This window comes from Burkholderia sp. Ac-20344 (assembly GCF_017104975.1).
In the GTDB taxonomy this organism is placed as follows: Bacteria; Pseudomonadota; Gammaproteobacteria; order Burkholderiales; family Burkholderiaceae; genus Burkholderia.
This window is the reverse complement of sequence record NZ_JAAGPP010000004.1, coordinates 1-23215: the sequence shown is the minus strand read 5'-3', so window position 1 is coordinate 23215 and position 23215 is coordinate 1. Positions and strand designations below refer to the sequence as shown.

Below are 23215 nucleotides of genomic sequence, written 5' to 3'. Positions count from 1 at the left end.
GCCGGGGGATTAATATTTCTGTTCATAATAATCAAGAAAATTTACCGGAGCCGATTATCGTTATAACGGTGTTACGCGGGTAACAGCGCCATTCTCTGCATCGAATCGATTCTGTGTTTTCCAAAAAAAGGAAGGCACGGGATGACAACCTCGAACCAGCACGCTGCCCCGACGCCCGAGTCTCCGGCGCAGCAGCTCGATCGCACCTGGCGCGAAATGCAGGGGAAATTGCGGCGCCGCGCGCGCTTGTTGTGCAAGGGTGATATTCACCGCGCCGACGAATTGCTCTCCGACACCGCACTCAAGGTCCACATCTATCTGCAGCGTTCGCCCGACCGCGTCAAGAACCTGGCCGGCTTTCTCTTTCTGGTGCTGAACCACGCGTTCCTCGATGGGGCGCGCCGCCGTCTGCGCGAAAGCGGCCTGCTCGAATTCGACCCGGGCTGGGACGACGATCACACCGTCGAGCTGGCGGGCCACGCGCCGTCGGTGGAGCAGCAACTGCTGCTCCGGCAGCAGTTGCTGCGTCTCGAGCAGGCGCTGTCCACGTTGCCCCCGCAGCAGCAGATGCTGTTCACGCTGAAGTTCGAGGAGGATCGGCCCTATCTGCACATCGCGGCGACGCTCGGAATCAACGAGCCGCTTGCCAGAAAGCGCGTCGAGCTGTTGCGCAAGAAGTTGCGCGAGGAACTTGCGTAAGCGCGTTCACGAATGCGGGCACGCAGCGTTCCTAACGGCATGTGCGGCGTTGCTGGCCTGCCGGCCCGTCCGTTCCATCAATCGCTTGCCGGAGTCGGGATCCGAGGAGGCCTCGTGGCAGACAAAGTCAATGAGCAGATTACCGACGCGCTGACGCAGACCAACGTCAACGTCGTCGCGGGATCTCCGGCCCAGGCGCTGGGCATGCTTTACCAGATGTTCAGCCAGGCCGTCGGCATCTCGGCGCAGAACATGACGCAGCAGCAGGCAGCGCTGAACCAGATTTCGAACGCCGTCGTGTCGAAGGCGGTGGCCATGATCCTGTCCGTCGAAGCATCGCCGAAGGCTGCATCGGGCGGCACGCCGCATGCGCCGACGGTCGGGCCGCAGACGGGCTCCACGCATTAGGCAGCGTGACTTTCGGGATACCTGAACCATGAACATGAAAGGACGGTCGGGCGGGGAAGGCGACGATGCGCCGCAGACGCCGCGCGATGATAAATCCGCCTCAGCCGAAGTCACGACGTCGGCCGATGTCGCGCCGCATGCCGCGGCGCCGAAGGCCGGCGCGCGCGCGTGGCCGGTCAACCGGCTGCGCAGGCTCACCGATGCGCTGAAGGCACCGGACCCGATCGCGGACGCGGCCCGGCCCGGCGGCTCGGCGCTGCAGACCGTGCAGGCGATCAACGCGGAGGCGGCGTCCTACGCGACGACGCAGATCGCCGTCGGCCCGAACATGATGATCACGCAGGCGGGCGGCATGGTCGCGCAGGCGGCGGCCAACTACTTCGAGGCGACGACGTCGCTGGCGATCGCGGGCAAGAGCGTGCTGATGAAGGATCTGGCGCAGAAGACCGTCGACGAGAACGTGCGCGGGATGGCGATGGATGCGGTGGGCCTGTTGTTGACCGATCTGTTCGTGGCGACCGCGGCGATCGTCGCGGGTGCCGCGGAGGCGATCGAGGGGGAGGCCGCCAGTGTCGCTCTCGACAAGATCGACGAGAGCCTGCAGAAATATCAGGCGCTGCTGGACAAGAAGGGCGCGTAGGGCCGCGACGGCGGCGCAGGACGATGCCACCGCAGGCAGCGCGTGCGACGTCGACGACGGCTCGGCGCGAATCGAACCGGATCGAATCGATGCGCGCCCGGCGACCAGGCATCCATCGACACGACCCGCCGGGCCGTCAGGCCCGATGCGGGACGTGAGCGGCGGGACCGACGCACGGCCATTCTCTCGAACATGGCGCGGCTCGCCAATAGTAGTCCTATCTAGTCACGTGAGGCATTCATGTCCTACATCATTCACGACGTACACGGTCCCGCGCCGCTGGGGGTTGGCGAGCGCAAGTGGGGAGATGCGACGGAAATCGATTTCGGCGCGATGACGAGCTGCATCGCGCTCGTCGAGCAGACGCCGGGCCAGCCGACGTTGGTGCGCGGGATTCATCTGTCGATCGTCAGCGCCGACGGCACGAAAGTTTACGATCCGGCGGCAGACGTAGCCGGGCAGGTCGAGACGATCATGCAGCAGAGTGGCAAGCTGCGTGCGTGCCTCGGGCGCATCGATCTCTGGCAAGCCAGCCACTCGCAAGCGCTGCAGGATTTCTTCGTCGGGCTGATGCAGAGTCTCGGCATGACTGACTGGGTGCAGGTGCCGGACGGCAACCTGCGGGTGCGGATCCACGGTGGCGTGATGCAGTATCGGCACGGCACCGGCGCATGGACCAACGTGTAGCCGGCACGGGCCGACAGACCCCAGGATCTCGCGAGTGCCAGGAAGCCGATCGGCGGATCCGTGAGGTCCATGCCGGCGAAGCGATCGGCATGGGCACTGACTATTACCGGGTGTCGCGCCAGCGACTCGGCGCGACGATGCCGCCGACGGCAGCGCGGTGACAACGGGGGAGGAAAGGGGGGCCATCGCATCCGTTGAGACACGGTGGCCCGTGGGGGAGACCGGGCGGGCTCGCGGTAGCCCGTGTGCCGCGAGCCTGCCCGTTAGCCGGTCAGACCACCGCCGAGCGCGTGACGTGCACCGGCACCGACTTGTACGACGGCGTACCGCTTTCCTTGTCGATGTAGTCGAGCGGCACGAGCACGTTCGCTTCCGGGTAGTACGCGCCGACCGACCCCGGCGCGATGTCGTACTCGATCGCGGTGATCTTCTCGAGACGCAGCGTGCGGCCCGATGCGGTGATCGTCGCGATGTCGACGAGGTCGCCGTGTTCGAGCCCGTACTTCGCGAGATCGGCCGGGTTCATGAACAGCACGTCGCGCCGCCCGAACACGCCGCGATAGCGGTCGTCGAGCCCGTAGATCGTCGTGTTGTACTGGTCGTGGCTGCGCAGCGTGATCAGCCGCAACACCTGCTCGGCGCCGAGCACGTCCGCATCTTCCTTCACGCCCTTGTAGACCGAGAACATCGCCTTGCCGGTCGGTGTCGGCCATACGCGCTCGGTGGGCGGCAGCGGCAGGCGGAAGCCGCCCGGCGTGCGGATGCGCTCGTTGAACGCCTCGAAGCCGGACACCGTGCGGTCGATCAGGTCGCGGATGCGGTCGTAGTCGGCGATCAGGTCGAGCCACGCGACCTTGCTCGCCGGCAGCGTCGCATGCGCGATCCCCGCGACGATCGCAGGCTCCGAGCGCAACTGGTCGGACGCCGGCTTGAGCTTGCCGGCCGACGCGTGAACCATCGACATCGAATCCTCGACGGTGATCGACTGCCGGCCGGTTGCCTGCATGTCGAGCTCGGTGCGGCCGAGCACGGGCAGGATGAAGGTTTCCTTCGCGACCAGCAGGTGCGAGCGGTTCAGCTTGGTGCCGAGATGCACGCTCAGGTCGAGCTTCGCCATCGCCGGGAACGACTGTTCCGGATCGGGCAGCGCGACCGCGAAGTTGCCGCCGAGGCACAGCAGCGCCTTCGCGGTGCCGTCGATCATCGCCTGCATCGCCTGCACGGCGTCATGCCCGTGATGCGCGGGCGGCGTGAAGCCGCACACGTCCTCGATCTTCTTCAGGAACTCGGCCGACGGCTTCTCGGTGATGCCGACCGTACGGTTGCCCTGCACGTTCGAGTGGCCGCGCAGCGGGCAGACGCCGGCGCCGGGCTTGCCGATGTTGCCGCGCATCAGCAGCAGGTCGGCGATCAGGCGCACGGTGGCGGTGCCCTTGTTGTGCTGCGTGACGCCCATCCCGTACGTGATGATCGTCGCGTTCGACTTCGCGTACGCGAGCGCGACCTGTTCGAGCTGCGCCTGGCTGAGCCCGCTCGCGCGCTCGATGTCGTCCCACGATGTGGCTTCGAGGTCGGCCGAGAACGCGTCGAAGCCCTCGGTATGCTGCGCGATGAAGTCGCGGTCGAGCACGTTGCCGCGCTCGGCTTCGAGCTGCAGCAGCGCCTTCATGATGCCCTTCAGCGCGGCCGCGTCGCCGCCGGCGTCGACCTGGTAGTACGTCGACGCGATCCGCGTCGAGCCGAACGACGCCATCTCGATCATGTCCTGCGGATCCGCGAAGCGTTCGAGCGCGCGCTCGCGCAGCGGATTGAACACGATGATCGGCACGTTGCGCCGCGCGCACTCGTGCAGCGTGCCCATCATCCGCGGATGGTTCGTGCCGGGGTTGTGGCCGATCGAGATGATCAGCTCGCAGTGGTCGAAATCCTCCAGCGACACCGTGCCCTTGCCGATGCCGATCGACTGCGGCAGGCCGACGCTGGTCGGTTCGTGGCACATGTTCGAGCAGTCGGGGAAGTTGTTGGTGCCGAGCTCGCGCGCGAACAGCTGATACAGGTACGCGGCTTCGTTCGATGCACGGCCCGACGTATAGAACTCGACCTGCTCGGGCGGCAGCGCGCGCAGCACTTCGCCGATGCGCGCGAATGCATCGTCCCATTCGACGGCACGGAACGTGTCGGTGGCGCGATCGTAGACGAGCGGATGCGTGAGCCGGCCCATGTCCTCCAGCTCGTAGTCCGACATGCGCAGCAGCGACGACACGGTGTTCGCCGCGAAGAATTCGGGCGTCACGCGCTTGGTCGTCGCTTCCCACGTGACGGCCTTCGCGCCGTTCTCGCAGAACTGGAACGTCGACTTGTGTTCCTTGTCGGGCCACGCGCAGCCGGGGCAGTCGAAGCCGTCGGGCTGGTTGGTCCGCATCAGCACGATCGGCGCCTCGATGGTTTCCATTTGCGTGCGCACTGCATCGGCTGTCGCGCGAAGCGCGCCCCAACCACCGGCGGGCCCGTCGTACTTCCTGATGCCTGGCACTTCGCGTCGATTTGTCATTTGATTCTCCATCAGCCGGTCCCAATGCGGGCGGCTCGGTTTGCGCCGTGTCGCGGCGTGGGGCGGCTCCGTCCGGTGGACGGAGCCGGTCATGCGTGCCCCGGGCGTGCGGAGCATGCGGTGTTTCAGTGCGCGTCCTTCTTTGCGCCGGACGACTTCTTGCCCGACGGTTTCGCGGCAGGCGCGGGCGGCGGTGCGTCGGCGGGTGCCTCGCCGTCCTTCGCGTCGTCGGTGGCCTTGGCCGCCTTGCCGTTCGGTTTCGCCTTGCCGTCGGCGTCCTTCTTCGCTTCAGGCGCGGTGAGCTTGTTGAACTTTACTTCGTCGCTGGTTTTGTCGTAGTCAACTTCGCATCGGTCGCCCGACTGCAACCGGTCGGCAAGGATTTCCTTCGCGAGCCGGGTCTCGATGGTCTGGCGGATCTGGCGCTTCAGCTCGCGTGCGCCGAACTCCGGCTGGTAGCCGGCTTCGGTCAGGTGCTCGACGAGCGAGTCGCCCATCACGAGCGTGATGTCCTGCGCGGCGGCCGTGCGCACCACGCGGTCGAGCTGGATCTGCACGATCGCGCGGATGTTCTCCTTCGACAGCGCGTGGAAGACGATCACCTCGTCGATCCGGTTCAGGAACTCGGGGCGGAAATGGCCTTTCAGCACCTGCATCAGTTCCTCGCGGATCGCCTTGTCGGTCTTGCGCGCGGCTTCCGGTTGCGTGAGGTTGTCCATGATGATCGCGGCGCCGAGGTTGCTCGTCGCGATGATGATCGTGTTGCTGAAGTCGACCACGCGGCCCTTGCCGTCGGTCAGGCGGCCGTCGTCGAACACCTGCAGCAGCACGTTGTAGACGTCCGGATGCGCCTTCTCGATCTCGTCGAGCAGGATCACGCTGTACGGGCGGCGCCGCACGCGCTCGGTGAGCTGGCCGCCTTCCTCGTAGCCGACGTAGCCGGGCGGCGCGCCGATCAGCCGCGCAACCGCGTGCCGCTCCATATATTCGGACATGTCGATGCGGATGATCGCCTGCTCGTCGCCGAACACGGTCTCGGCCAGCGCCTTCGCAAGCTCGGTCTTGCCGACGCCCGTCGGCCCGAGGAACAGGAACGTCGCGATCGGCCGGTGCGTCTGGCCGAGCCCCGCGCGCGACAGCCGCACTGCATCGCTGACGGCCACCACCGCGTCGGCCTGGCCAACCACGCGCTCGCGCAGCTGCTCTTCCATCTTCAGCAGCTTCTGGCGCTCTTCCTGCGTGAGTTCGGACACGGGGATGCCGGTCAGCCGCGACACGACCTCGGCCACGGATTCGACGGTCACCTCGAGTGTCTCGGAGCCCGTCTTGCGCTGCCACGCCTCCATCATCTCGTCGACGGCCTTCTGTTTCGCGCTGATCTGCTCCTCGAACGCCTTCGCTTCGTCGAAGCGCTTGCGCGACGTCGCGTAGTCCTGCTCGCGCTTCAGTTGCGCGATCTGCGCCTCGCCTTCCTGGATGTCGACCGGGCGCGACGTCGCGCCGATCCGCACGCGCGCGGCGGCCTGGTCGATCAGGTCGATCGCCTTGTCGGGCAGGAAGCGCGACGTGATGTAGCGGTCGGCGAATTCCGCGGCCGCGACGAACGCGTCGTCGGCGAACGTCACCTGATGGTGCGCCTCGAGGCTGTCGCGCAGCCCGCGCAGGATCACGATCGTCTGTTCGACGCTCGGCTCCGGAACGAATACCGGCTGGAAGCGCCGTTCGAGTGCCGCATCCTTCTCGATGTACTTCTGGTATTCGTTGAGCGTCGTCGCGCCGATCAGGCTCAGCTCGCCGCGCGCGAGCGCGGGCTTCAGCACGTTGGCGATGTCGAGGCCGCCTTCACCGCCGCCCTGGCCCGCGCCGACGATCGTGTGCAGCTCGTCGATGAACAGGATCAGTTCGTCCTGCTTCGCCGTGACTTCGTCGATCAGCTGCTTCGCTCGCTCCTCGAACTCGCCGCGATACTTCGCGCCGGCCACCATCGAGTTGATGTTGACTTCGACGAGCCGCTTGTCGCGCAGCACCTCGGGCACGTCGCCGTTGACGATCCGCTGCGCGAGCCCTTCGACGATCGCCGTCTTGCCGACGCCCGGCTCGCCGATCAGCACCGGGTTATTCTTCTTGCGGCGCGCGAGCACCTCGATCGTGCTCTCGATTTCCTGCGCGCGGCCGAGCACCGGGTCGAGCTTGCCCTGGCGCGCGATCGCGGTGAGGTCGCGGCCGAACTTGTCGAGATTCGGCGTGCCGGTCGGCGCATCGACGCGGCCATCCTCGGCGCCTTTGCCGACTACCTTCACGACTTTCTGGCGCAGCGCCTCGGGCGTCACGCCGTATTTCTTCAGCAGCGTGCCGGCGACGCTGTCCGGCACCGACGCAAGCCCGATCAGCAGGTGCTCGGGGCCGATGTACGAATGGCCGAGGTCGCGCGACGCCTGGAACGCGTACTGCACGGCCTTCTTCACGCGCGGCGAGATCGACAGCTTGTCGAGCGGCGCATCGGGGTCGGCCGTGCCGGTGTGCGCATGCTCGTCGATGTAAGACTTGATGTCCTGCGGCGACAGCTTCAGTTCCTTCAGCAGCGCGGCGCACACATCGGTGTCCGCGAGCGCGTAAAGCAGGTGTTCGGAGTCGAGCTCGCTGCGGCGCAGCTCGTGCGCCTTCTCGGCCGCCCGCTGCAGCAGCTCCAGCGTCTGCTCGCTGAACGCGTCGGTCGGGTCGACCGATTCGCGCGGAATCTCGGCGGCGAGCGGCGCGTCGTCGCCGAGACCGTCGAACAGCGACGACGCGCCGCCACCGCCCAGCAGCGAATCGAACGGGTTCAGCATGCTCTGATGCCGCATCAGCTGACGGAAGTGGTAATCGCAGATCGAGATCGTCTTGCGCTCGCCGTCCTGCATCACGGTTGCGCGCGCGACGGCCGGCCGGGCGTGACAGATATCGCAAAGTGCGGGCATGGTGGTCTGGCTCCTGTCGGTGAAAGTGGGTCGAAGGGTGAAGTCCCGATGCGGTGCGGCGCGTGGCGCATCCCGACCGCGAACGCACGACACGCGGCACGGCGGCGCCCGGGCTGTTGCGCAGCGTGCGCCGGCGTCGTGCACGGTCGCAGTCGGGGCGGCAAGCGTGCGTGCCGGGAGGAGCCCACGGCATCGCTTCGACTGCGTTCAAAATAGCGAATCGGCGGAGGCCATCCAAGACACAGTTCCGGGCCGGTCCGGCGGCGAATTGCACCCTCGCATGCGCGCCCACTCGGAGGGCAAGGAGTACAGACGGGCGGGCGCACGGCGGCGCGGGCGTGCGCGGCGTGCGCAGCGTGTGATGGCAGGAAGCGGGAGCGGGCTGAACGCGAACGGATCGCGGTGCGACATTGGCGCGCAGGGCGCCGGTTGCCGGTGGGGGGAGGGCACCGCGGGCAGGCGGGCGCGACGGGCGCGCCGCAGGAGGAACGTGCTTCGACCGGCCAAATGCAACCGCGCACGCACCGCAGCCGATGCATGTGGGGCGGCCGAAGGAGCGGGCGGGTTGCACGGTCCGGGCCGGACCCGGCGCAACCGTGGCGTGCCGCGGTCAGTCCGGGAGATTCATCGCGAGCCGTTGCCGGGCGATCTGCTTCACGTCCGTTGACAGTGCCGCATCCGGCAGACCATTGGCCCAGACGGAGAACGAATCCTCGATCAGGTTGCGCGTGTCGGGCGGCAACTCGGCCAGGACCAGCGACATGACGGTGAACAGCACGGCGGTGTCGCCGGCCTGGCTGCCCGCGTTCGCGTCGACCGCCTGCTTCAGGTGGTCGACCGACGCCTGCAGCGCCTGCAATGCCTCATTCGAATCGCTCATCACACACTCCATACAGGATGGGTTCGATCGGCGACGAACATGCGGCCGGCGGTGCGGCTGGTCGCGTGCGACGCCCGGCGGGCATCGCGCGCAGGCAACCGCGGTCAGGCCGCCGTGCCGGCCTGCGGCGCCACGGCCACCGATGCTTCGCTCGTCAGCATCAGGAACGTGAACGTCTCGCGCAGGTACAGGCGGACGACCTTGTCGGTATGGCTCGTGTAGCCGATCGATACGTCTTCCCCGAGATGCAGTTCGTAATCGCCGCCGCGCGTGGACAGCACGCAGCCGCCGCTGATCGCCGGCGCCCAGATGATCTCGCCGCTGACGATCCGCTTGATATGGCCGAGGACCGGATAGCCCTGGTCGCGCGCCTCGCTGAGCGCCGTGTACGCATCCGAGCCGAGCACCACCGAGTACGGGCCGTCGACGCCCGCGATCCGCAGCGCCTCGAGCGCGTCGCTGATCGCGTCGGGATACGCGCTCACGTCCGCCGGCAGCGTGAGCTTGCGGTTCGACGTGCCTTCGCGGATGCCGACGATGCCGGCTGCCGGGTAGCCGTCGAAAATCGCGTTGTCTTCGGCGAACGCGAGCCGCTGCGCGGCGTCTTTCGCCGGTTGCCAGTCGGCGTCGCGCGCGCCGCGCTCGACGCTGTCGATTGCATCGCGGCTCAGCTCGAACGGCACCGTCAGCTCGACGATCGTGCGGACTTCGCGCAGCCGCGCATTCACGCGCTCGCGCGGCGCGGCGACGTCGACCAGGTGCCCGGTGCCGACGGCCGACAGCTCGGGGCCTTCGGGGCCTTCGACGTCGACGACACGACGGCCGGCCACCGATCGTTTGAACGTACGTGCCACTTCCTCCTCGATTTGCTCCCAGGCGGAAGACGAGATCGGGGCGAGTTCGCGGTGCAGGTTATTCATGGGTTCTTGTTGCCTCACGTCAGCGAAAAACACTTCATGATGGGTCGATCGGCCGAGGGGCTGCGCCTGAGGTCAGGCAGGCCGATCACGGGCGAAAATGCATATTAGCAGGCTCTATTGACACCCTTGCAGCACAAATCGAAACGACACCGTGCGGTGGCGCAACTGTTCTGCCATTCGCGCATGGGGAGAGGGGTGTGCGTGTGCGGAATGCCGCGATCGGATTGCGATAACCGGGTTCGTGCCGGCGCTGGCCGCGCTCGATAACGCGCCGAACCATTTCCGGTCGACGGCCGATCGCGAGTCGTGCATTCTTACGAACATTCGTCCGGCCGGGTTTCCGGAAGCCGCGGTTGGGGGCGTTCAGCCGCCGGGACGTGACCCGGATGAATCATAGATACAGCCTATTGAAGCTTCACAACAAGTGGAGGTCATTCATGGCATTGCAACTCGTCTCGCCCGAAGACAAATACATGCTGAAGACGGGCGTCATCAATCACGAGGCCGTCATCGGGCATTTGAAGCAGGTGTTGAACGCGTTTGCCGCAAAACCGGAGTACAGCAAGTTCTATATCGGCATCACCAGTGACCTGTACACCCGGCTGGCGAAACACCGGGCCACCAAGCCCGATTTCAAACTGATGTGTCCGATTTACCTCGAAGCGCACAACCTGGTCGGGAACGCGTTCGATCGCCTGGAGCGCAAGGCCATCGCGACATTCCGCAGCGGCATCGCGCACCCTCAATCCGGTGAACGGTTGCTGGCATGCAGCAACGGCCCGGGCGGCGCGCTGCCGAAGAACTGGCTGTATATCCTGGTGGGCTGATTCGTCGAGGCGGAGTGCCGAGAATGCCAGCCTGCGTGCGTAGCGGCCAGCACGCGGTGGCAGGGCGGAGAGGCAGCCCACCTTCTCCGCGCGAGCGCCCCGGCCGACTGAACTGCGGCCGTTCCGGACACGCCCGGCGCGGGGTTGCGCGCCGGACTGCCATTGGCACCTTGCCTTACGACGGCACGCCTTTCAGCGAGCCGATTTTCAGCGAACCGTCGCGATGCGGGGCGGACGACGACGCTTCCGGCTGCGCGGCATCGGCGGCCGGCGCCGCGCGATCGGCGAGCGCTTCGAGCAGGTCGGCGGACGGCACGAAGAACAGCGAGCCGGTGACCGCGCGGCTGTAGTCGAGCAGGCGGTCGTAGTTGCCCGGCGGGCGGCCGACGAACATGTTCTCGAGCATCTGCTCGATCGGTGCCGGCGAGCGCGCATAGCCGATGAAGTAGGTGCCGAATTCGCCTGCGCCCGGGCGCCCGAACGGCATGTTGTCGCGCAGGATCTTCACTTCCTGGCCGTCCTCGTCGAGCGTGGTCAGCGAGCTGTGCGAGCACGACGGCTTCACGTCCGGCGCGAGTTCGATGTCGGACAATTTGGTGCGGCCGATGATGCGCTCCTGCGTCTCGACCGCGAGCGCGTTCCAGCCGGCCATGTCGTGCAGGTATTTCTGCACGATCACGTAGCTGCCGCCCGTGAATTCCGCGTCTTCGTCGCCGATCACCGTGAAGTCGACCGCCTCGCGGCCTTCCGGGTTCTCGGTGCCGTCGACGAAGCCGATCATCGCGCGCTGGTCGAAGTTGCGGAAGCCGTGCACCTCGTCGACGACCGTGACGGCATCGCCGAGCGCGCCGAGCAGCTGGGTCGCGAGTTCGAAGCACAGGTCCATCGCTTCCGCACGAATGTGCAGCAGGATGTCGCCCGGCGTCGCGACCGCGACGCGCTGCCCCGCGCCGAATTCGCGGAACGGATGCAGCGCGGCCGGGCGCGGGTTGCCGAACAGCGCATCCCATGCGTCGGCGCCGAAGCCGCACACGCAGGTGAGGTTGCCGCCCGGCACGCGCTTGCCGACCGAGCGCACGAGCGCGGCGATGTCGCCGCACCAGGAACGGATCGTGTCGGCGTGATCGGCGCCGGGATTGATCGTCGCGACGAGGAAGATCGCGCTGCGCGTGATCGTGCTGTGGACGGCCTGGGAGAGCGGGGGAGGTGTCTGCATCGTGGCTTGCCGGTCAGTCATGTCGCGACGGCCGGGCCGTGGCGCGCGAAGGCGAACGGTTGAACTGTGTCATGCGACTGTTCTCTTGGTGTCATGCGGATGAAGGACGCTGCGCGGGCCTCGCGCAACGGGCCGCAGCGGTGGCGGCCGGCCGCACGGCGCGTGACCTGCCCGCACCGCGCAACGTCGTCGAGCAAGCAATCTAGCAGCTTCGGCCCGTCTTTGGAACACGTATCGCCAATCTGTCATTCGAATCCGTCAACCAAGGCCGGAATTTGGGCTGCGCTCGCGCAGCTGTACTCCTGGCGCGCGCGGCGCTGTGCTCTTGAGCGTGCGTGCCGCGTGCAGTAGATTAGGTTCCGCTGCGCCCGCCGACGAGGAGCATCATCATGAACCTGCTGGAAGCGATGCGTGTGTATGTCGCGGTGGTCGAGCACGGCGGCCTGTCCGGCGCCGCGTCCGAACTGCAGCTCGACGAAGCGCAGGTAAGCGAACGGATCGACTGCCTCGAACGGTATCTCGGCTGCCGCCTGCTGCTGTGCTGCGCGCACGACGACGCTGCCTGCACCGATGCGGGCGTCGCGTTCCATGTGTGCTGCCGCCGGACGCTGTCCGCGGTCGAGCAGGCGATCGGCGCGGCCGGCCCGCACGCGGCGGATGCACCGGATGCGCACGATGTCGTGCATGCTGCCGCGCGCGACGCGGCTTTCCCGCCGCCCGGCGCCGTTCAAGCCTCATCACAGCGACTGTCACCTTGAATACGACCACCGTTTCCTACTCGCCGGCCGAGCGCATTCGCCGCCGCTTCGGCCATTTCCTTCACGCGGCCGAACTGGCCGGGCTGATCGTGATCGGGCTCGCGACCGCCTTCGCGATGGCGCAGGAAGCGTGGAAGGTCGTGCTCGCCGGCGAGGTGTCGCTGACCGACCTGCTGCTGATGTTCCTGTACCTGGAAGTGCTCGCGATGGACGTGCGCTACCTGCGGCTCGGCCGGCTGCCCGTGCGGTTTCCGCTCTTCATTGCGATGACGTCGCTCGCGCGCGACCTGATCCTGCGTGGTGCAACCGACAGCCCCGAACGGATGCTGATGACGACCTTCGGGATCGTGCTGCTCGCGGTGGGCGTGCTGATCCTGAGTTTCGGCCAGCATCGCTTTCCGGCCGACGTCGACGATGTCGAGGACGATGTGCATGCGCGGCGCAGGTGACGGGCCGGCGGCAAGCCGCATGCATTTTCCAGTTCCCTGCAAGGAGGGTGTCGGATGAGCACGCATTCCGTCGAAACGAAACGGGCGATCGACCTGCAGCACGCGGCGTCGGACGCCTACCGGCTGGCGCGCGACGCGCGCGATGCCGATCCGGCGCACGCACGCGCGCCTATCGCCGCCGGGCTGCAGCAGGCGGCTGCGCAAGCCTATGTCGATGCGGCGCGGGCACGCATGGCGGCCACCGGCATCTGAATCGAACCCCGGCATGCCGCATGCGATGCGGCGGCCGCAACCGACCATCCAACCGAGCGAGGTAGCGAATGACCAAGCAACTGATCGTCGCCGTGTTCGGCAGCGTCGACACGGCCCGCCAGGCCGCGAACGATTTCGAGGCGCTGTCGGAGAAGAGTGAAGGATTCCACATCGAGAACGGCGTCATCGTCGAGAAGGACGCGGACGGCAAGCTCGCGGTACTCCACGCCGAATCGCGGCCGTTCAAGGGCGGTGTGATCGGCGCGATCGCAGGCGGCTTGCTCGGCCTGCTCGCCGGGCCGCTCGGCGTGGTCACCGGCATGGCGGCCGGCGCGGGGGCCGGCATTCTCGCGGAAGCGGCCGGCAACGCGCTGCTCGACGGCACGTTCGTCGAGACGGTTGCGGCGCGGCTCGTGCCCGGCAGCGTCGCGATCATCCTGGAAGCGAAGGAGGACACGCCGTTCTCGGTCGACAACGTCGTGACGGGATTCGGCGGCAAGGTGTTCCGCCAGACGCTCGGTTGAGCGTGCCGTTGTCGAACCGCAAAGGGAGAACCGCATGCGCATCGATCAATCGTACCGCCGCTTCGACATCGCGGCGACGCTGTCGCCGCTGCCCGGCAACGGCAACCGCGCGATCGCGATCGTCGACGTGACGACCGACGATCCCGCCCGCATCGCCGATCTCGGCACCGGGCAATTCCTGCAGATCCGCAAGTGGGTCGAGTCGAACGACGCCGCATGGCTGACGGTGGTGTTCGACGAGTGCAAGGTCGCGATCGATCACTACGCGGACAACGTCGACGACGCTTGAGTACACGCGGGGCCCGTGCATGACCGGGCGTCGCGCGATTGCCGCCCGACCGGCATCTGCCATATGCGATGACGCGCGCCGGTGCCGTGCCGTCGCGTTCGAATCTGTTCACCACGCCAGCCGGATTTCACGTTTCCTCGCCAAACTGTCACTTACATTCGTCGAAATGACGCAGTAGGATGCCGAACCTTGTCTTGATGAGATTCGCATTGCTATCCGCCTTCAATTTCGATAACGGACGAGGTTCGAACCGGGACACCCGCGCCCGGGCACGGCTATCCGGCTTCGTGCACCGGCGCGGCCAGGCCGCCCATGCTGCGCAGGCCGGTTCACCGCTGGCGGGGCGAGGCGGATGAAGCTCTACGAGAAATTTGCAAACGACATAGAGAGACTCATCCGGCAAGGGGTATATCGACACGGCGATCGTGTGCCGTCGGTGCGGCAGGCGAGCCAGCAGCACCGGATCAGCATCACGACCGTGCTGCACGCGTATCTGCTGCTCGAAAGCCGCGGGCTGCTCGAAAGCCGGCCGCAGTCGGGCTATTTCGTGAACCTGCGGCGCGACGACGGCCACGCACCGGTGCGCGAGCTGCGGCCGTCGAAGCCGATCGCGATCTCGTCGTCGGTCGACGTGAGCCGGCTCGTGCTGTCGACGCTGCGCTCGATCGGTACCGACGACGCGGTGCCGCTCGGCTCGCCGTACCCGGACCCGAGCCTGTTTCCGTTCGAGAAGCTGAACCGCTATGCGTATGCGGCCGGCCGCGACAAGTCGCTGTGGGGCGTGACGGACGGGCTGCCGCCCGGCCATCCGCGGTTGATCCGGCAAATCGCACGCCGCTACCTGGAAAACGGGATGTCGGTGGACCCGAACGAGATCATCGTGACGGTCGGCGCGACGGAGGCGATCAACCTGTGCCTGCAGGCGGTCGCCAAGCCGGGCGACACGATCGCGGTGGAGTCGCCGACGTTCTACGCGATGCTGCACGCGATCGAGCGGATGGGGATGAAGGCGATCGAGGTGGCGACGCATCCGGAATACGGGATCGACATCGCGGCGCTGGCCGCGATCGCGAAGTCGCAGCCGATCGCCGCATGCATGGTGATGCCGAACTTCCAGAACCCGCTCGGTTTCCAGATGCCCGACGAGCGCAAGCGCGAGCTGGTGGCGTTCGCCGCGAAAGCCGAGCTGCCGATCATCGAGAATGGCGTGTACAACGAACTGTACTTCGGCAACATGCATCCGAGCACGCTGAAGTCGTTCGACCGCCACGACATCGTGCTGCATTGCGCGTCGTTCTCGAAGAGCCTGACGGCTGCGTACCGGATCGGCTGGGCGCTGCCGGGCCGCTATCGCGAGCAGGTCGAGAAGCTGAAGTTCCTGAACACGCTTGCGACGCCGTCGCTGCCGCAGCTCGCGATCGCGGAATTTCTCGAGCGCGACGGCTACGAGCATCACCTGCGGCGGATTCGCAAGGCGTATGCGCAGCAGGCGAACCTGATGCGCGCGATGGTGTCGCGGTTCTTCCCGGAAGGCACGCGCATCTCGAGCCCGGCGGGCGGGTACGTGCTGTGGGTCGAGTTGCCGGCGCAGGTCGACGCGATGCGGCTGTACCAGCTCGCACTGGAGCAGGGGATCACGATCGGGCCTGGCTACATGTTCTCGATCACGGACAGCTACCGGAACTTCATCCGGCTGAACTACAGCAGCCCATGGTCGCCGGAGATCGAGCAGGCGGTCGTGACCGTCGGCAAGCTCGCCGCCTGTTGCCTCGACTGAATGGTCCGCCGCGCGGCGCGCGCGGTACGTCGCGTCATGTCAGCCGGTACGACTGTGCGCCCGTTCCCGCGAGCGTGCCGCCGTCGACGATCAGGTATTCATTGCGGATCGGCTGGCCGTCGAACCAGCATTGCAGGATCTCCAGCGTGCCGGCCGCGTAGCGTGCCTGCGCGGACAGCGACGTGCCGGAGATGTGCGGTGTCATCCCGTTGAACGGCATCGTGCGCCACGGGTGATCGGCCGGTGCCGGCTGAGGAAACCACACGTCGCCGCCGTAGCCCGCGAGATGCCCGGACGTGACGGCATTCACGACCGCGTCGCGGTCGACCAGCTTCGCGCGAGCGGTATTGATCAGGTATGCGCCGCGCTTCATTCGCGCAATCATCGCCGCGTCGAACAGGTGCTCGGTCGACGGGTACAGCGGGATCTGCAGGTTGACGATGTCGACGGCGCTCGCGAGCGCCGCGGCATCGGCGTGATACGTGAGCCCGAGTTCCTGCTCGATCGACGCATCGAGCCGGTGGCGCTGCGTGTAGTGCAGCGGCAGGCCGAACGGCTTCAGCCGGCGCAGCACGGCGAGCCCGATGCGCCCGGCGCCGACCGTGCCGAAATGCATGCCTTGGATGTCGTAGCTGCGCGACACGCAATCGGCGATGTTCCAGCCGCCTTGCTGCGCGATCGCATGCGACGGCAAGTAGTTGCGCACCAGCGCGAGCGTCGTCATCACCACGTGCTCGGCCACGCTGATGCTGTTCGAACCGGTGACTTCGGCGACGGTGATGTGCGCACGCGCGGCGGCGTCGAGATCGACGTGATCGGAGCCGATGCCGGCCGTCAGCGCGAGCTTCAGCTTCGGCGCGCGGGCGATCCGCTCGGCCGTCAGGTACGCGGGCCAGAACGGCTGCGAGATCACCACGTCCGCTTCGGGCAGCCTGCGCTCGAATTCGGAGTCGGGGCCGTCCTTGTCGCTCGTGACGATCAGCGTATGGCCGTGCGCTTCCATATAGCCGCGCAACCCGAGCGCGCCGGACACCGAACCGACGAGCTCGCCGGGCCGGAAGCCGGGCGGGCCGGCCGGCGTCGGCGCGGTTTGTCCGTCCGCATAGTGCGTGATGACCGGAATCGCATCGCGCACGTAGCGCGGCGGATAGCCGTCGACCGGATCGGGATAGAGCACGCACAGGACGGTGGCCATCGGGTAGCACTCCTGGTGACAGGGGGAAGAAAGGCGCGCGGCGTGCGGATTGCGCAGGACGTGCGACGTGCGTCGCAGGGGGCACGCGTGTTGCGCCGCAACGTTGATGACGTTCTACGCCGGTCATGGGTCTCGTACAAGCTACAGTCCGTGTTTGCGTGCGCTGCGGGGCGTCTGTACCTGTTCTTTTCCTGAGGGACGCCGATAATGGGACCGTTACCTGACTCTGCTGGAGCGACGTCATGTCCGGAAGCGATTCCTCGTCTGCACGTCCCGATCTCGCGCAAGGCATCGCGCTCGACGATCTCGCCGACGGCGCAATGATCGAGGGCCATGTCGGCGATGCCGCGGTGCTGCTCGTGCGCCGCGCCGACGAACTGTTTGCCGTGGGCGCGCAGTGCCCGCACTACGGCGCGCCATTGGCCGACGGCCTGCTGGAGGGCGACACGATCCGCTGCCCGTGGCATCACGCGGCGTTCTGCCTGCGCACCGGCGCGCTGCTGCGCGCGCCCGCGCTCGACGGGCTGCCGTGCTGGCGCGTCGAACGCCGCGACGGCCGCGCCGTCGTGCTCGATGCGCGGCCGGCCGCCGCGCCGCCTGTGCTGAATGCGGCCGGACTGCCCGCGTCGGTGGTGATCGTCGGCGGCGGCGCCGCTGCGATCGCGGCTGCGGTGACGCTGCGGCAGGAGGGCTATCCGCATCCCGTCACGCTGCTCACCGCCGATTCCGATCCGCCGTACGACCGGCCGAACCTGTCGAAAGACTATCTCGCAGGCACGGCCGACGCCGACTGGTTGCCGCTGCGTGCGCCTGCTTTCTATACCGATCATCGTATCGACGTGCGGTGCGATACGCGTGTCGCGCGGATCGATCCCGCGCAGCAGGCGGTCGAACTGGCCGACGGCAGCCGCGTCGGATACGGCGCGCTACTGCTTGCAACAGGCGCCGAGCCGAACCGGCTGACCGTGCCCGGCGCGGATCTGCCGCACGTGCGCGTGCTGCGCTCGCGCGCCGATTGCGACGCACTGATCGGCAAGCTGAAAACGGCGCGCCGCTGCGTCGTGGTCGGCGCGAGCTTCATCGGTCTTGAAGCGGCCGCCGCGTTGCGCACGCGCGGGCTCGACGTGCAGGTCGTCGCACCGGATGCGCATCCGATGGCGCACGTGCTCGGCGAAGCGCTCGGCGCGACGATCCAGGCACTGCACGAGTCGCACGGCGTCGTGTTCCATCTCGGCGCGACGCCGGCGCAGATCACGCCGGACAGCGTGACGCTGTCGACCGGCGACGTGCTGCCGGCCGATCTCGTGGTGGTCGGCATCGGCGTCCATCCGAACGTGGCGCTCGCGCAGGACGCGGGGCTCGCCATCGAGCGCGGCGTGACGGTCGACCGCTTCCTTCAGACGAGTGTGCCCGGCATCTACGCGGCCGGCGACATCGCGCGCTGGCCCGATCCGCTGACCGGCGAGCGCATTCGCGTCGAGCACTGGGTCGTCGCCGAGCGGCAGGGCATCGTCGCTGCGCGCAACATGCTCGGGCAGCAGCGCCCGTTCGACGCGGTGCCGTTCTTCTGGAGCCAGCATTACGACCTGACGATCAACTATGTCGGACATGCGGAGCATTGGGATCGTGTCGAGATCGATGGCGACCTCGGCGCGCATGACTGCGCGCTCGCGTACTGGCGAGGCAACACGCGGCTCGCGGTCGCGACGATCGGCCGCGATCTCGACAGCCTGAAGGCGGAAGCGGCATTCGAGCGACAGATTGGAGCCGCGTGACAGCGGCGTGACGACACGCTTCGAACCTGGAGGTGAGATGAATCCTGAAGTGCGTGCACGTTTCGAAACCGAGTTTGCGCCGCGCATCGCGGCGCGCGTGCTCGGCCTGTATCAGCCTGGCGAAGTGAAGGTCGCCGTCGTGCCGCACGACGGGCAGGACAGCCCGACCTGTGTCGACGTGATCGGCCTTACGTCGACGGTCGGGCTGCCGAACCCGCTGAACGCGCGGCTCGCGTGGCGCGACGACGCGATCGATGCGTTGCTGGCCGAGCCCGATCGCAGCCGCTTCGACCGCTATCTGGCGGCGCTGCCGGTCATGATCGATCGCTGGCAGATGGCGTTGCCGGTCGATTTCAGCACGCGAACCCAGCGCGGCCGCGAGATCCTGATCGGCGATCTGGATTTCGATGCGTGAAACGCGTCGCGCGATGCGCGCCGATGAGCCGGGCGCAATTAGCGGTCGCGCGTCTTGATGATCACGCGGCCCTGGTCGATGCCGCCGCGCAGCGCTTCGTTGCACGTGAGCCATGGGGGGGTGACCAGCTCGGGCGCCGGCAGGTCGACCGGCGCGCCGTCGCGGAAAATCCGCACCTGCGCGACCCATGCGCCGTTCGCGTTGCGCGTCGCATCGACGCGAATCTCGTGATCCATGAAGGTGTCGGTGGTTTGCATCGGTGGAGGCCCTCCGTCGTGCATGAACGCGGTGCGCAGATCGTAGCAGCATGGCGCGCGCCGCACATCGGAAAAACAGTGAAACCTGCGCGCGATTCGAAGCACGTTTCGACGCGCGAGACGGGAGCGAACCAGTGGCATTCGACCTGACCTTTTCCATCAAGGTGTTCGCGGCGCTGTTCGCGATCATGAACCCGATCGCGAACATCCCGGTGTTCCTGTCGCTGACGGAAGGCGCGGCGGACGGCGTGCGCCGCAAGGTCGCGCTGACCGCCGCGATCGGCGTGACGATCGGCTACATCGTGTCGGCGGTTGCCGGTGGCGCGATCCTGCATGTGTTCGGCCTGACGATCGACGATTTCCGCCTCGCAGGCGGGCTGCTGGTGCTGCTGATCGCGCTGTCGATGCTGCACGGCGCGCCGAGCCGCCAGCATTCGCCGGGCGAAGACGAAGGCGCGGACCCGGCCGCGGCCGAGAGCGTCGCGATCTATCCGCTGACGATCCCGCTGCTCGTCGGCCCCGGCACGATCGCGACGATGATCGTGCTCGGTCACGGCGCGTTCTCGACCGGGCAGGAACTTGCGTTTGCACTCGGGCTGGTTGCGTTTCTCGTGTTGCTGGCCGTTTCGTTGCTGTCCGCACCGCTGATCGGCCATTACCTGTCGCCGCGCGTGACGGCGGTGACGCAGCGCCTGATGGGGATGATGCTCGCGGCGATCGCGATGCAGATGATCGTCGCGAGCCTGAAGGCTGCGTTCGGGCCGCCGCATTGAACGCGGCATATCCGGAGCCGGCTGCATGATTTCACGGAGTGACTGATGAATACGCTGATTGTGTTGTGTTATCCCGACCTCGCGGCTGCCCATCGCGCGCTCGCCGAACTCGATACGTTGCGCGACCGGCACGTCGTCGCGCTGTCGGGTGTGGCGATCGTCGAGTGCGCAACCGATGGACAGTTGCGCGCACATGCGATCGACCCCGCTCGCACGCCGCCCGGTTCGCTGCTCGACAGCGTGGTCGAGCACATCGAATCGTCGCTCGATACATGGCGCGAGCGGCCGGTGGACGATGCGCTGATCGACCGCGTTGCGCGCAAGGCGCGCCCCGGCACCGTGTCGCTCGGGCTGGCCGCGACGCAACTCGACATCTACGCGCTGAGCCCGGCGCTCGCACCGTTCGGCGGAGAAGTGATCGACACGACGCTGTCGATCGACGACGAACTGAAGCTCGTCGAAGCGATCTCGAATGCGCGCGACGGCGGCAATCATGCAGCGGCCGACTGACTGACGAGGCGCACAGGGCGTTCGGTGCGCGACGAGTGAATCGGCAGGGTCTGAAGCGAACGCAAGCCGTCGAGCCGCCGCGTATCGTCGTCAACGGCTTTCTGCATGCGAAAAGTCAGGCCGGAAAGTTTGACCGCAGATGTCGGCGAAGTGCGCAAAAGATGTGATCAGGACGACTTCACGCCGCATGATCCGCGCGAAAGCGATGCCATTCTTACCGATCGCGACGCATTGAATCTGGCAATGCAGGGCGCATGTGCAGATAGATTTATTCGATGATCGGCGAATGCACGACATCGCTCTTCTATACTGACAGGGACTGCTTTTTGCGGGAGGACAGTCAGTCCGCATGAACGCATCGATCGTGCCGTATCGTCGTGCGGCCTGCGGCCGGACCTCGCTGCTACCCGCTGCGGCCCTGGCCGACACGCGCGCCGGGCCGCTCCACAAGGAGCCACGATGCCCTACGTGCTGATCGTCGAAGACGACGCCGATACGCGGACGATGCTCGCGGCGCTCGCGCGCACGCAGCAGCTCTCGTGCGATACGGCTGCGACGCTCGAAGAAGCACGCACGCTCGTCGGGACGCATACCCCCGATCTCGTGCTGTGCGATCTCGTGCTGCCGGACGGAAACGGGATGGAGCTGTTCGATGCGTTGCCAAAGCATTCGCACTGCGAAATGGTGTTGACCACCGGCCACGCGAGCCTTGAAACCGCGATCGACGCATTGCGGCGCGGCGCAACCGACTACCTGGTGAAGCCGCTGAACATGCAGCGGCTGAACAGCATCTTCGCGCGCGTGCCGCGCACCACGGCACTGCACGAGGAAATCGCCGAGCTGCGTTCGGAATTGCAGCGCCTCGGCCGCTTCGGCCGCATGCTCGGCAGTTCGCCCGCGATGCAGGCCGTCTACGACGCGATCGGCCGGGTCGCGCGCACGGAGGCATCGGTGCTGCTGACGGGCGAATCGGGCACCGGCAAGGAGCTGGCCGCGCAGACGGTGCACGACCTGAGCCTGCGTCGGCGCGGCCCGTTCCTCGCGGTGAACTGCGGCGCGATCGCCGCGAACCTCGTCGAGAGCGAGATGTTCGGCCACGACCGCGGCAGCTTCACGGGTGCGGAGCGCCAGCACAAGGGCTTCTTCGAACGCGCGGACGGCGGCACCTTGTTTCTCGACGAGATCACCGAGATGCCGCTCGAGTCGCAGGTCAAGCTGCTGCGCGTGCTCGAGACGGGGCGCGTCACGCGGCTCGGCTCGACGCGCGAGATCGACGTCGACGTGCGCATCGTCGCGGCGACCAACCGCGATCCGGAAGCCGCGATGGCGGACGGCAAGCTGCGGCCCGACCTGTTCCACCGGATCAACGTGTTCCCGATTCCGCTGCCGTCGCTGCGCGAGCGCGGCGACGATATCCCGATGCTGGCCGATGCGTTCCTGCAGCAGTTCAACGCGGAAAGCGGCCGGAACCTGCGCTTCGCGCCGGCCGCGCGCGACGCGCTGAAGACCTATGCGTGGCCCGGCAACGTGCGCGAGCTGCGCAACTTCGTGCAGCGCGCGAGCATCTTCAGCGACGCGGACGTGATCGATACGCTGCCGCCGCCGATCATGGACGAACTGTCGAACCTGGCCGATTCGCACGAGGATCGCGTGACCGTGCCGTTCGGCACGCCGCTCGAGGAAGTCGACCGGCGGCTGATCCTCGGCACGATCGCGCAATGCGGCGGCGTGAAGGCGCAGGCGGCCGAGGTGCTCGACGTCAGCCTGAAGACGATCTACAACCGGCTCGCGCAGCTCGAAGACGAAGCGGACAAGCCGGAATCCTGATGCCGCACCGCCCGCACAAGCTGCCAGGAGTCCGAGCGATGTTCGACATATCGCGGATGCGCGCCGGCAATTACGTCACCGCCGTGATGCTGGTCGCGATCGCGACCGTCCTGCAGGCGCTCGCGATCCGCTTCGGCGGCGTGAACCTGCCGCTCGTGCTGTACTACCCGCTGCTTGCCGGCGCCGCGTGGGCGACGTCGCTCCTGTTCGGGATGGCCGCGACGGTGGTGAGCGGCTTGCTCGTCTGGACGCTGTTCCTGTCGGATCCCGCGGCCTATACGCAGCCGTTGCCCGAGCGGCTCGTACGGCTCGGCACCTTCGTGCTGGTCGGCGCGCTCGTCTGCGCGATCGCATCGATGCTGCGTTACGCGCGCGTCACGAACGATGCCGCGCTCCGGCGCGAAGCGGCCGCGCGGCGGCGGCTCGAGGCCGTGCTGCAGGCATTGCCGCACGGCGTGATCGCTACCGATACGAATGGGCGGCTCACCTACATCAACGCAGCCGCGGCCGCGCTCGTCGGGTGCCGGCCGGACGACGCGACGGGCCGTGCCGCGCGCGACGTGCTGCGGGTCGTCGATCGCGACGGCCGGCGCGTTCAGTCGACGCCGCTCGATCTTGCGCTCGGCGGG

Annotated in this window: 25 protein-coding genes; 18 read left to right on the top strand and 7 right to left on the bottom strand. The window is 67.2% G+C overall.

Annotated elements, in window-relative coordinates; genetic code table 11:
• The first annotated feature begins 141 nt into the window (after positions 1-141).
• From G3N64_RS02355 to G3N64_RS02340, 4 genes are all read left to right on the top strand, one after another.
• Positions 142-699 (top strand): sigma-70 family RNA polymerase sigma factor, encoded by a 558-nt coding sequence (locus G3N64_RS02355; RefSeq protein WP_205782159.1) that lies wholly within the window; start codon positions 142-144, stop codon positions 697-699.
• Between the two features lie 114 nt (positions 700-813).
• Positions 814-1107, top strand: a complete 294-nt coding sequence (locus tag G3N64_RS02350; RefSeq protein ID WP_205782158.1) for a RebB family R body protein — start codon at positions 814-816, stop codon at positions 1105-1107.
• A 28-nt stretch (positions 1108-1135) separates the two neighbouring features.
• Positions 1136-1747: a hypothetical protein gene (locus G3N64_RS02345; protein WP_205782157.1), complete on the top strand. Its 612-nt coding sequence runs from the start codon at positions 1136-1138 to the stop codon at positions 1745-1747.
• A gap of 240 nt (positions 1748-1987) precedes the next feature.
• A complete protein-coding gene (locus G3N64_RS02340; protein ID WP_205782156.1) occupies positions 1988-2434 on the top strand; it encodes a hypothetical protein in 447 nt (148 codons plus the stop codon).
• A gap of 271 nt (positions 2435-2705) precedes the next feature.
• Here the strand turns inward: G3N64_RS02340 and G3N64_RS02335 are convergent, their stop codons facing one another.
• The 4 genes from G3N64_RS02335 to G3N64_RS02320 all read right to left on the bottom strand — a co-directional run bounded on the left by G3N64_RS02335 (position 2706) and on the right by G3N64_RS02320 (position 9742).
• Positions 2706-4985 carry an FdhF/YdeP family oxidoreductase gene (locus G3N64_RS02335; RefSeq protein WP_205782155.1) on the bottom strand — a complete coding sequence of 760 codons (2280 nt, stop codon included), beginning with the start codon at positions 4983-4985 and terminating at the stop codon, positions 2706-2708.
• A 125-nt stretch (positions 4986-5110) separates the two neighbouring features.
• On the bottom strand, positions 5111-7942 hold the full coding sequence (locus G3N64_RS02330) for an AAA family ATPase (protein ID WP_205782154.1): 2832 nt from the start codon (positions 7940-7942) through the stop codon (positions 5111-5113).
• 610 nt (positions 7943-8552) lie between these two features.
• Positions 8553-8822 (bottom strand): hypothetical protein, encoded by a 270-nt coding sequence (locus G3N64_RS02325; RefSeq protein WP_205782153.1) that lies wholly within the window; start codon positions 8820-8822, stop codon positions 8553-8555.
• 104 nt (positions 8823-8926) lie between these two features.
• Complete coding sequence (locus tag G3N64_RS02320; protein WP_205782152.1) at positions 8927-9742, bottom strand: family 1 encapsulin nanocompartment shell protein; 816 nt, start codon at positions 9740-9742, stop codon at positions 8927-8929.
• A gap of 437 nt (positions 9743-10179) precedes the next feature.
• Here G3N64_RS02320 and G3N64_RS02315 point away from each other — a divergent pair, with 437 nt between their 5' ends.
• Positions 10180-10569 (top strand): GIY-YIG nuclease family protein, encoded by a 390-nt coding sequence (locus G3N64_RS02315; protein ID WP_205782151.1) that lies wholly within the window; start codon positions 10180-10182, stop codon positions 10567-10569.
• A 175-nt stretch (positions 10570-10744) separates the two neighbouring features.
• Here the strand turns inward: G3N64_RS02315 and G3N64_RS02310 are convergent, their stop codons facing one another.
• Positions 10745-11806 carry a Dyp-type peroxidase gene (locus G3N64_RS02310; RefSeq protein ID WP_205782150.1) on the bottom strand — a complete coding sequence of 354 codons (1062 nt, stop codon included), beginning with the start codon at positions 11804-11806 and terminating at the stop codon, positions 10745-10747.
• A 368-nt stretch (positions 11807-12174) separates the two neighbouring features.
• On the opposite strand from G3N64_RS02310, the gene G3N64_RS02305 reads away from it, so the two are divergent.
• From G3N64_RS02305 to G3N64_RS02280, 6 genes are all read left to right on the top strand, one after another.
• Positions 12175-12543: a LysR family transcriptional regulator gene (locus G3N64_RS02305; RefSeq protein WP_205782149.1), complete on the top strand. Its 369-nt coding sequence runs from the start codon at positions 12175-12177 to the stop codon at positions 12541-12543.
• Positions 12540-12992, top strand: coding sequence for a phosphate-starvation-inducible PsiE family protein (locus G3N64_RS02300; RefSeq protein ID WP_205782148.1), 453 nt, complete (start codon positions 12540-12542; stop codon positions 12990-12992). Before G3N64_RS02305 ends, G3N64_RS02300 begins: the two co-directional genes overlap by 4 nt.
• Before the next feature lie 54 nt (positions 12993-13046).
• The gene (locus G3N64_RS02295) at positions 13047-13244 is read left to right on the top strand and encodes a hypothetical protein (protein WP_205782147.1); all 198 of its coding nucleotides are present in this window, start codon (positions 13047-13049) and stop codon (positions 13242-13244) included.
• Positions 13245-13312: 68 nt separating this feature from the next.
• Positions 13313-13768: a DUF1269 domain-containing protein gene (locus tag G3N64_RS02290; protein ID WP_205782146.1), complete on the top strand. Its 456-nt coding sequence runs from the start codon at positions 13313-13315 to the stop codon at positions 13766-13768.
• A gap of 34 nt (positions 13769-13802) precedes the next feature.
• Positions 13803-14057: a hypothetical protein gene (locus tag G3N64_RS02285; RefSeq protein ID WP_205782145.1), complete on the top strand. Its 255-nt coding sequence runs from the start codon at positions 13803-13805 to the stop codon at positions 14055-14057.
• A gap of 352 nt (positions 14058-14409) precedes the next feature.
• The gene (locus tag G3N64_RS02280; protein WP_205782144.1) at positions 14410-15834 is read left to right on the top strand and encodes a PLP-dependent aminotransferase family protein; all 1425 of its coding nucleotides are present in this window, start codon (positions 14410-14412) and stop codon (positions 15832-15834) included.
• Positions 15835-15868: 34 nt separating this feature from the next.
• Here the strand turns inward: G3N64_RS02280 and G3N64_RS02275 are convergent, their stop codons facing one another.
• Positions 15869-17029, bottom strand: a complete 1161-nt coding sequence (locus tag G3N64_RS02275) for an NAD-dependent formate dehydrogenase (RefSeq protein WP_205782143.1) — start codon at positions 17027-17029, stop codon at positions 15869-15871.
• A gap of 242 nt (positions 17030-17271) precedes the next feature.
• On the opposite strand from G3N64_RS02275, the gene G3N64_RS02270 reads away from it, so the two are divergent.
• On the top strand, positions 17272-18804 hold the full coding sequence (locus tag G3N64_RS02270; protein WP_205782142.1) for an FAD-dependent oxidoreductase: 1533 nt from the start codon (positions 17272-17274) through the stop codon (positions 18802-18804).
• Between the two features lie 37 nt (positions 18805-18841).
• Positions 18842-19219, top strand: a complete 378-nt coding sequence (locus G3N64_RS02265) for a DUF5594 family protein (RefSeq protein WP_205782141.1) — start codon at positions 18842-18844, stop codon at positions 19217-19219.
• A gap of 38 nt (positions 19220-19257) precedes the next feature.
• Here the strand turns inward: G3N64_RS02265 and G3N64_RS02260 are convergent, their stop codons facing one another.
• Positions 19258-19476, bottom strand: a complete 219-nt coding sequence (locus tag G3N64_RS02260; protein WP_205782140.1) for a DUF6566 family protein — start codon at positions 19474-19476, stop codon at positions 19258-19260.
• A gap of 134 nt (positions 19477-19610) precedes the next feature.
• On the opposite strand from G3N64_RS02260, the gene G3N64_RS02255 reads away from it, so the two are divergent.
• From G3N64_RS02255 to G3N64_RS02235, 5 genes are all read left to right on the top strand, one after another.
• Complete coding sequence (locus G3N64_RS02255) at positions 19611-20249, top strand: NAAT family transporter (protein ID WP_205782139.1); 639 nt, start codon at positions 19611-19613, stop codon at positions 20247-20249.
• Positions 20250-20294: 45 nt separating this feature from the next.
• Positions 20295-20759 carry a DUF1269 domain-containing protein gene (locus G3N64_RS02250; protein ID WP_205782138.1) on the top strand — a complete coding sequence of 155 codons (465 nt, stop codon included), beginning with the start codon at positions 20295-20297 and terminating at the stop codon, positions 20757-20759.
• A 105-nt stretch (positions 20760-20864) separates the two neighbouring features.
• The gene (locus G3N64_RS02245) at positions 20865-21038 is read left to right on the top strand and encodes a hypothetical protein (RefSeq protein WP_205782137.1); all 174 of its coding nucleotides are present in this window, start codon (positions 20865-20867) and stop codon (positions 21036-21038) included.
• Between the two features lie 180 nt (positions 21039-21218).
• A complete protein-coding gene (locus tag G3N64_RS02240) occupies positions 21219-22586 on the top strand; it encodes a sigma-54 dependent transcriptional regulator (RefSeq protein ID WP_205782136.1) in 1368 nt (455 codons plus the stop codon).
• Between the two features lie 38 nt (positions 22587-22624).
• Positions 22625-23215, top strand: a 591-nt coding sequence (locus G3N64_RS02235) for a DUF4118 domain-containing protein (protein WP_205782135.1), incomplete at its 3' end; no start/stop codon positions are given.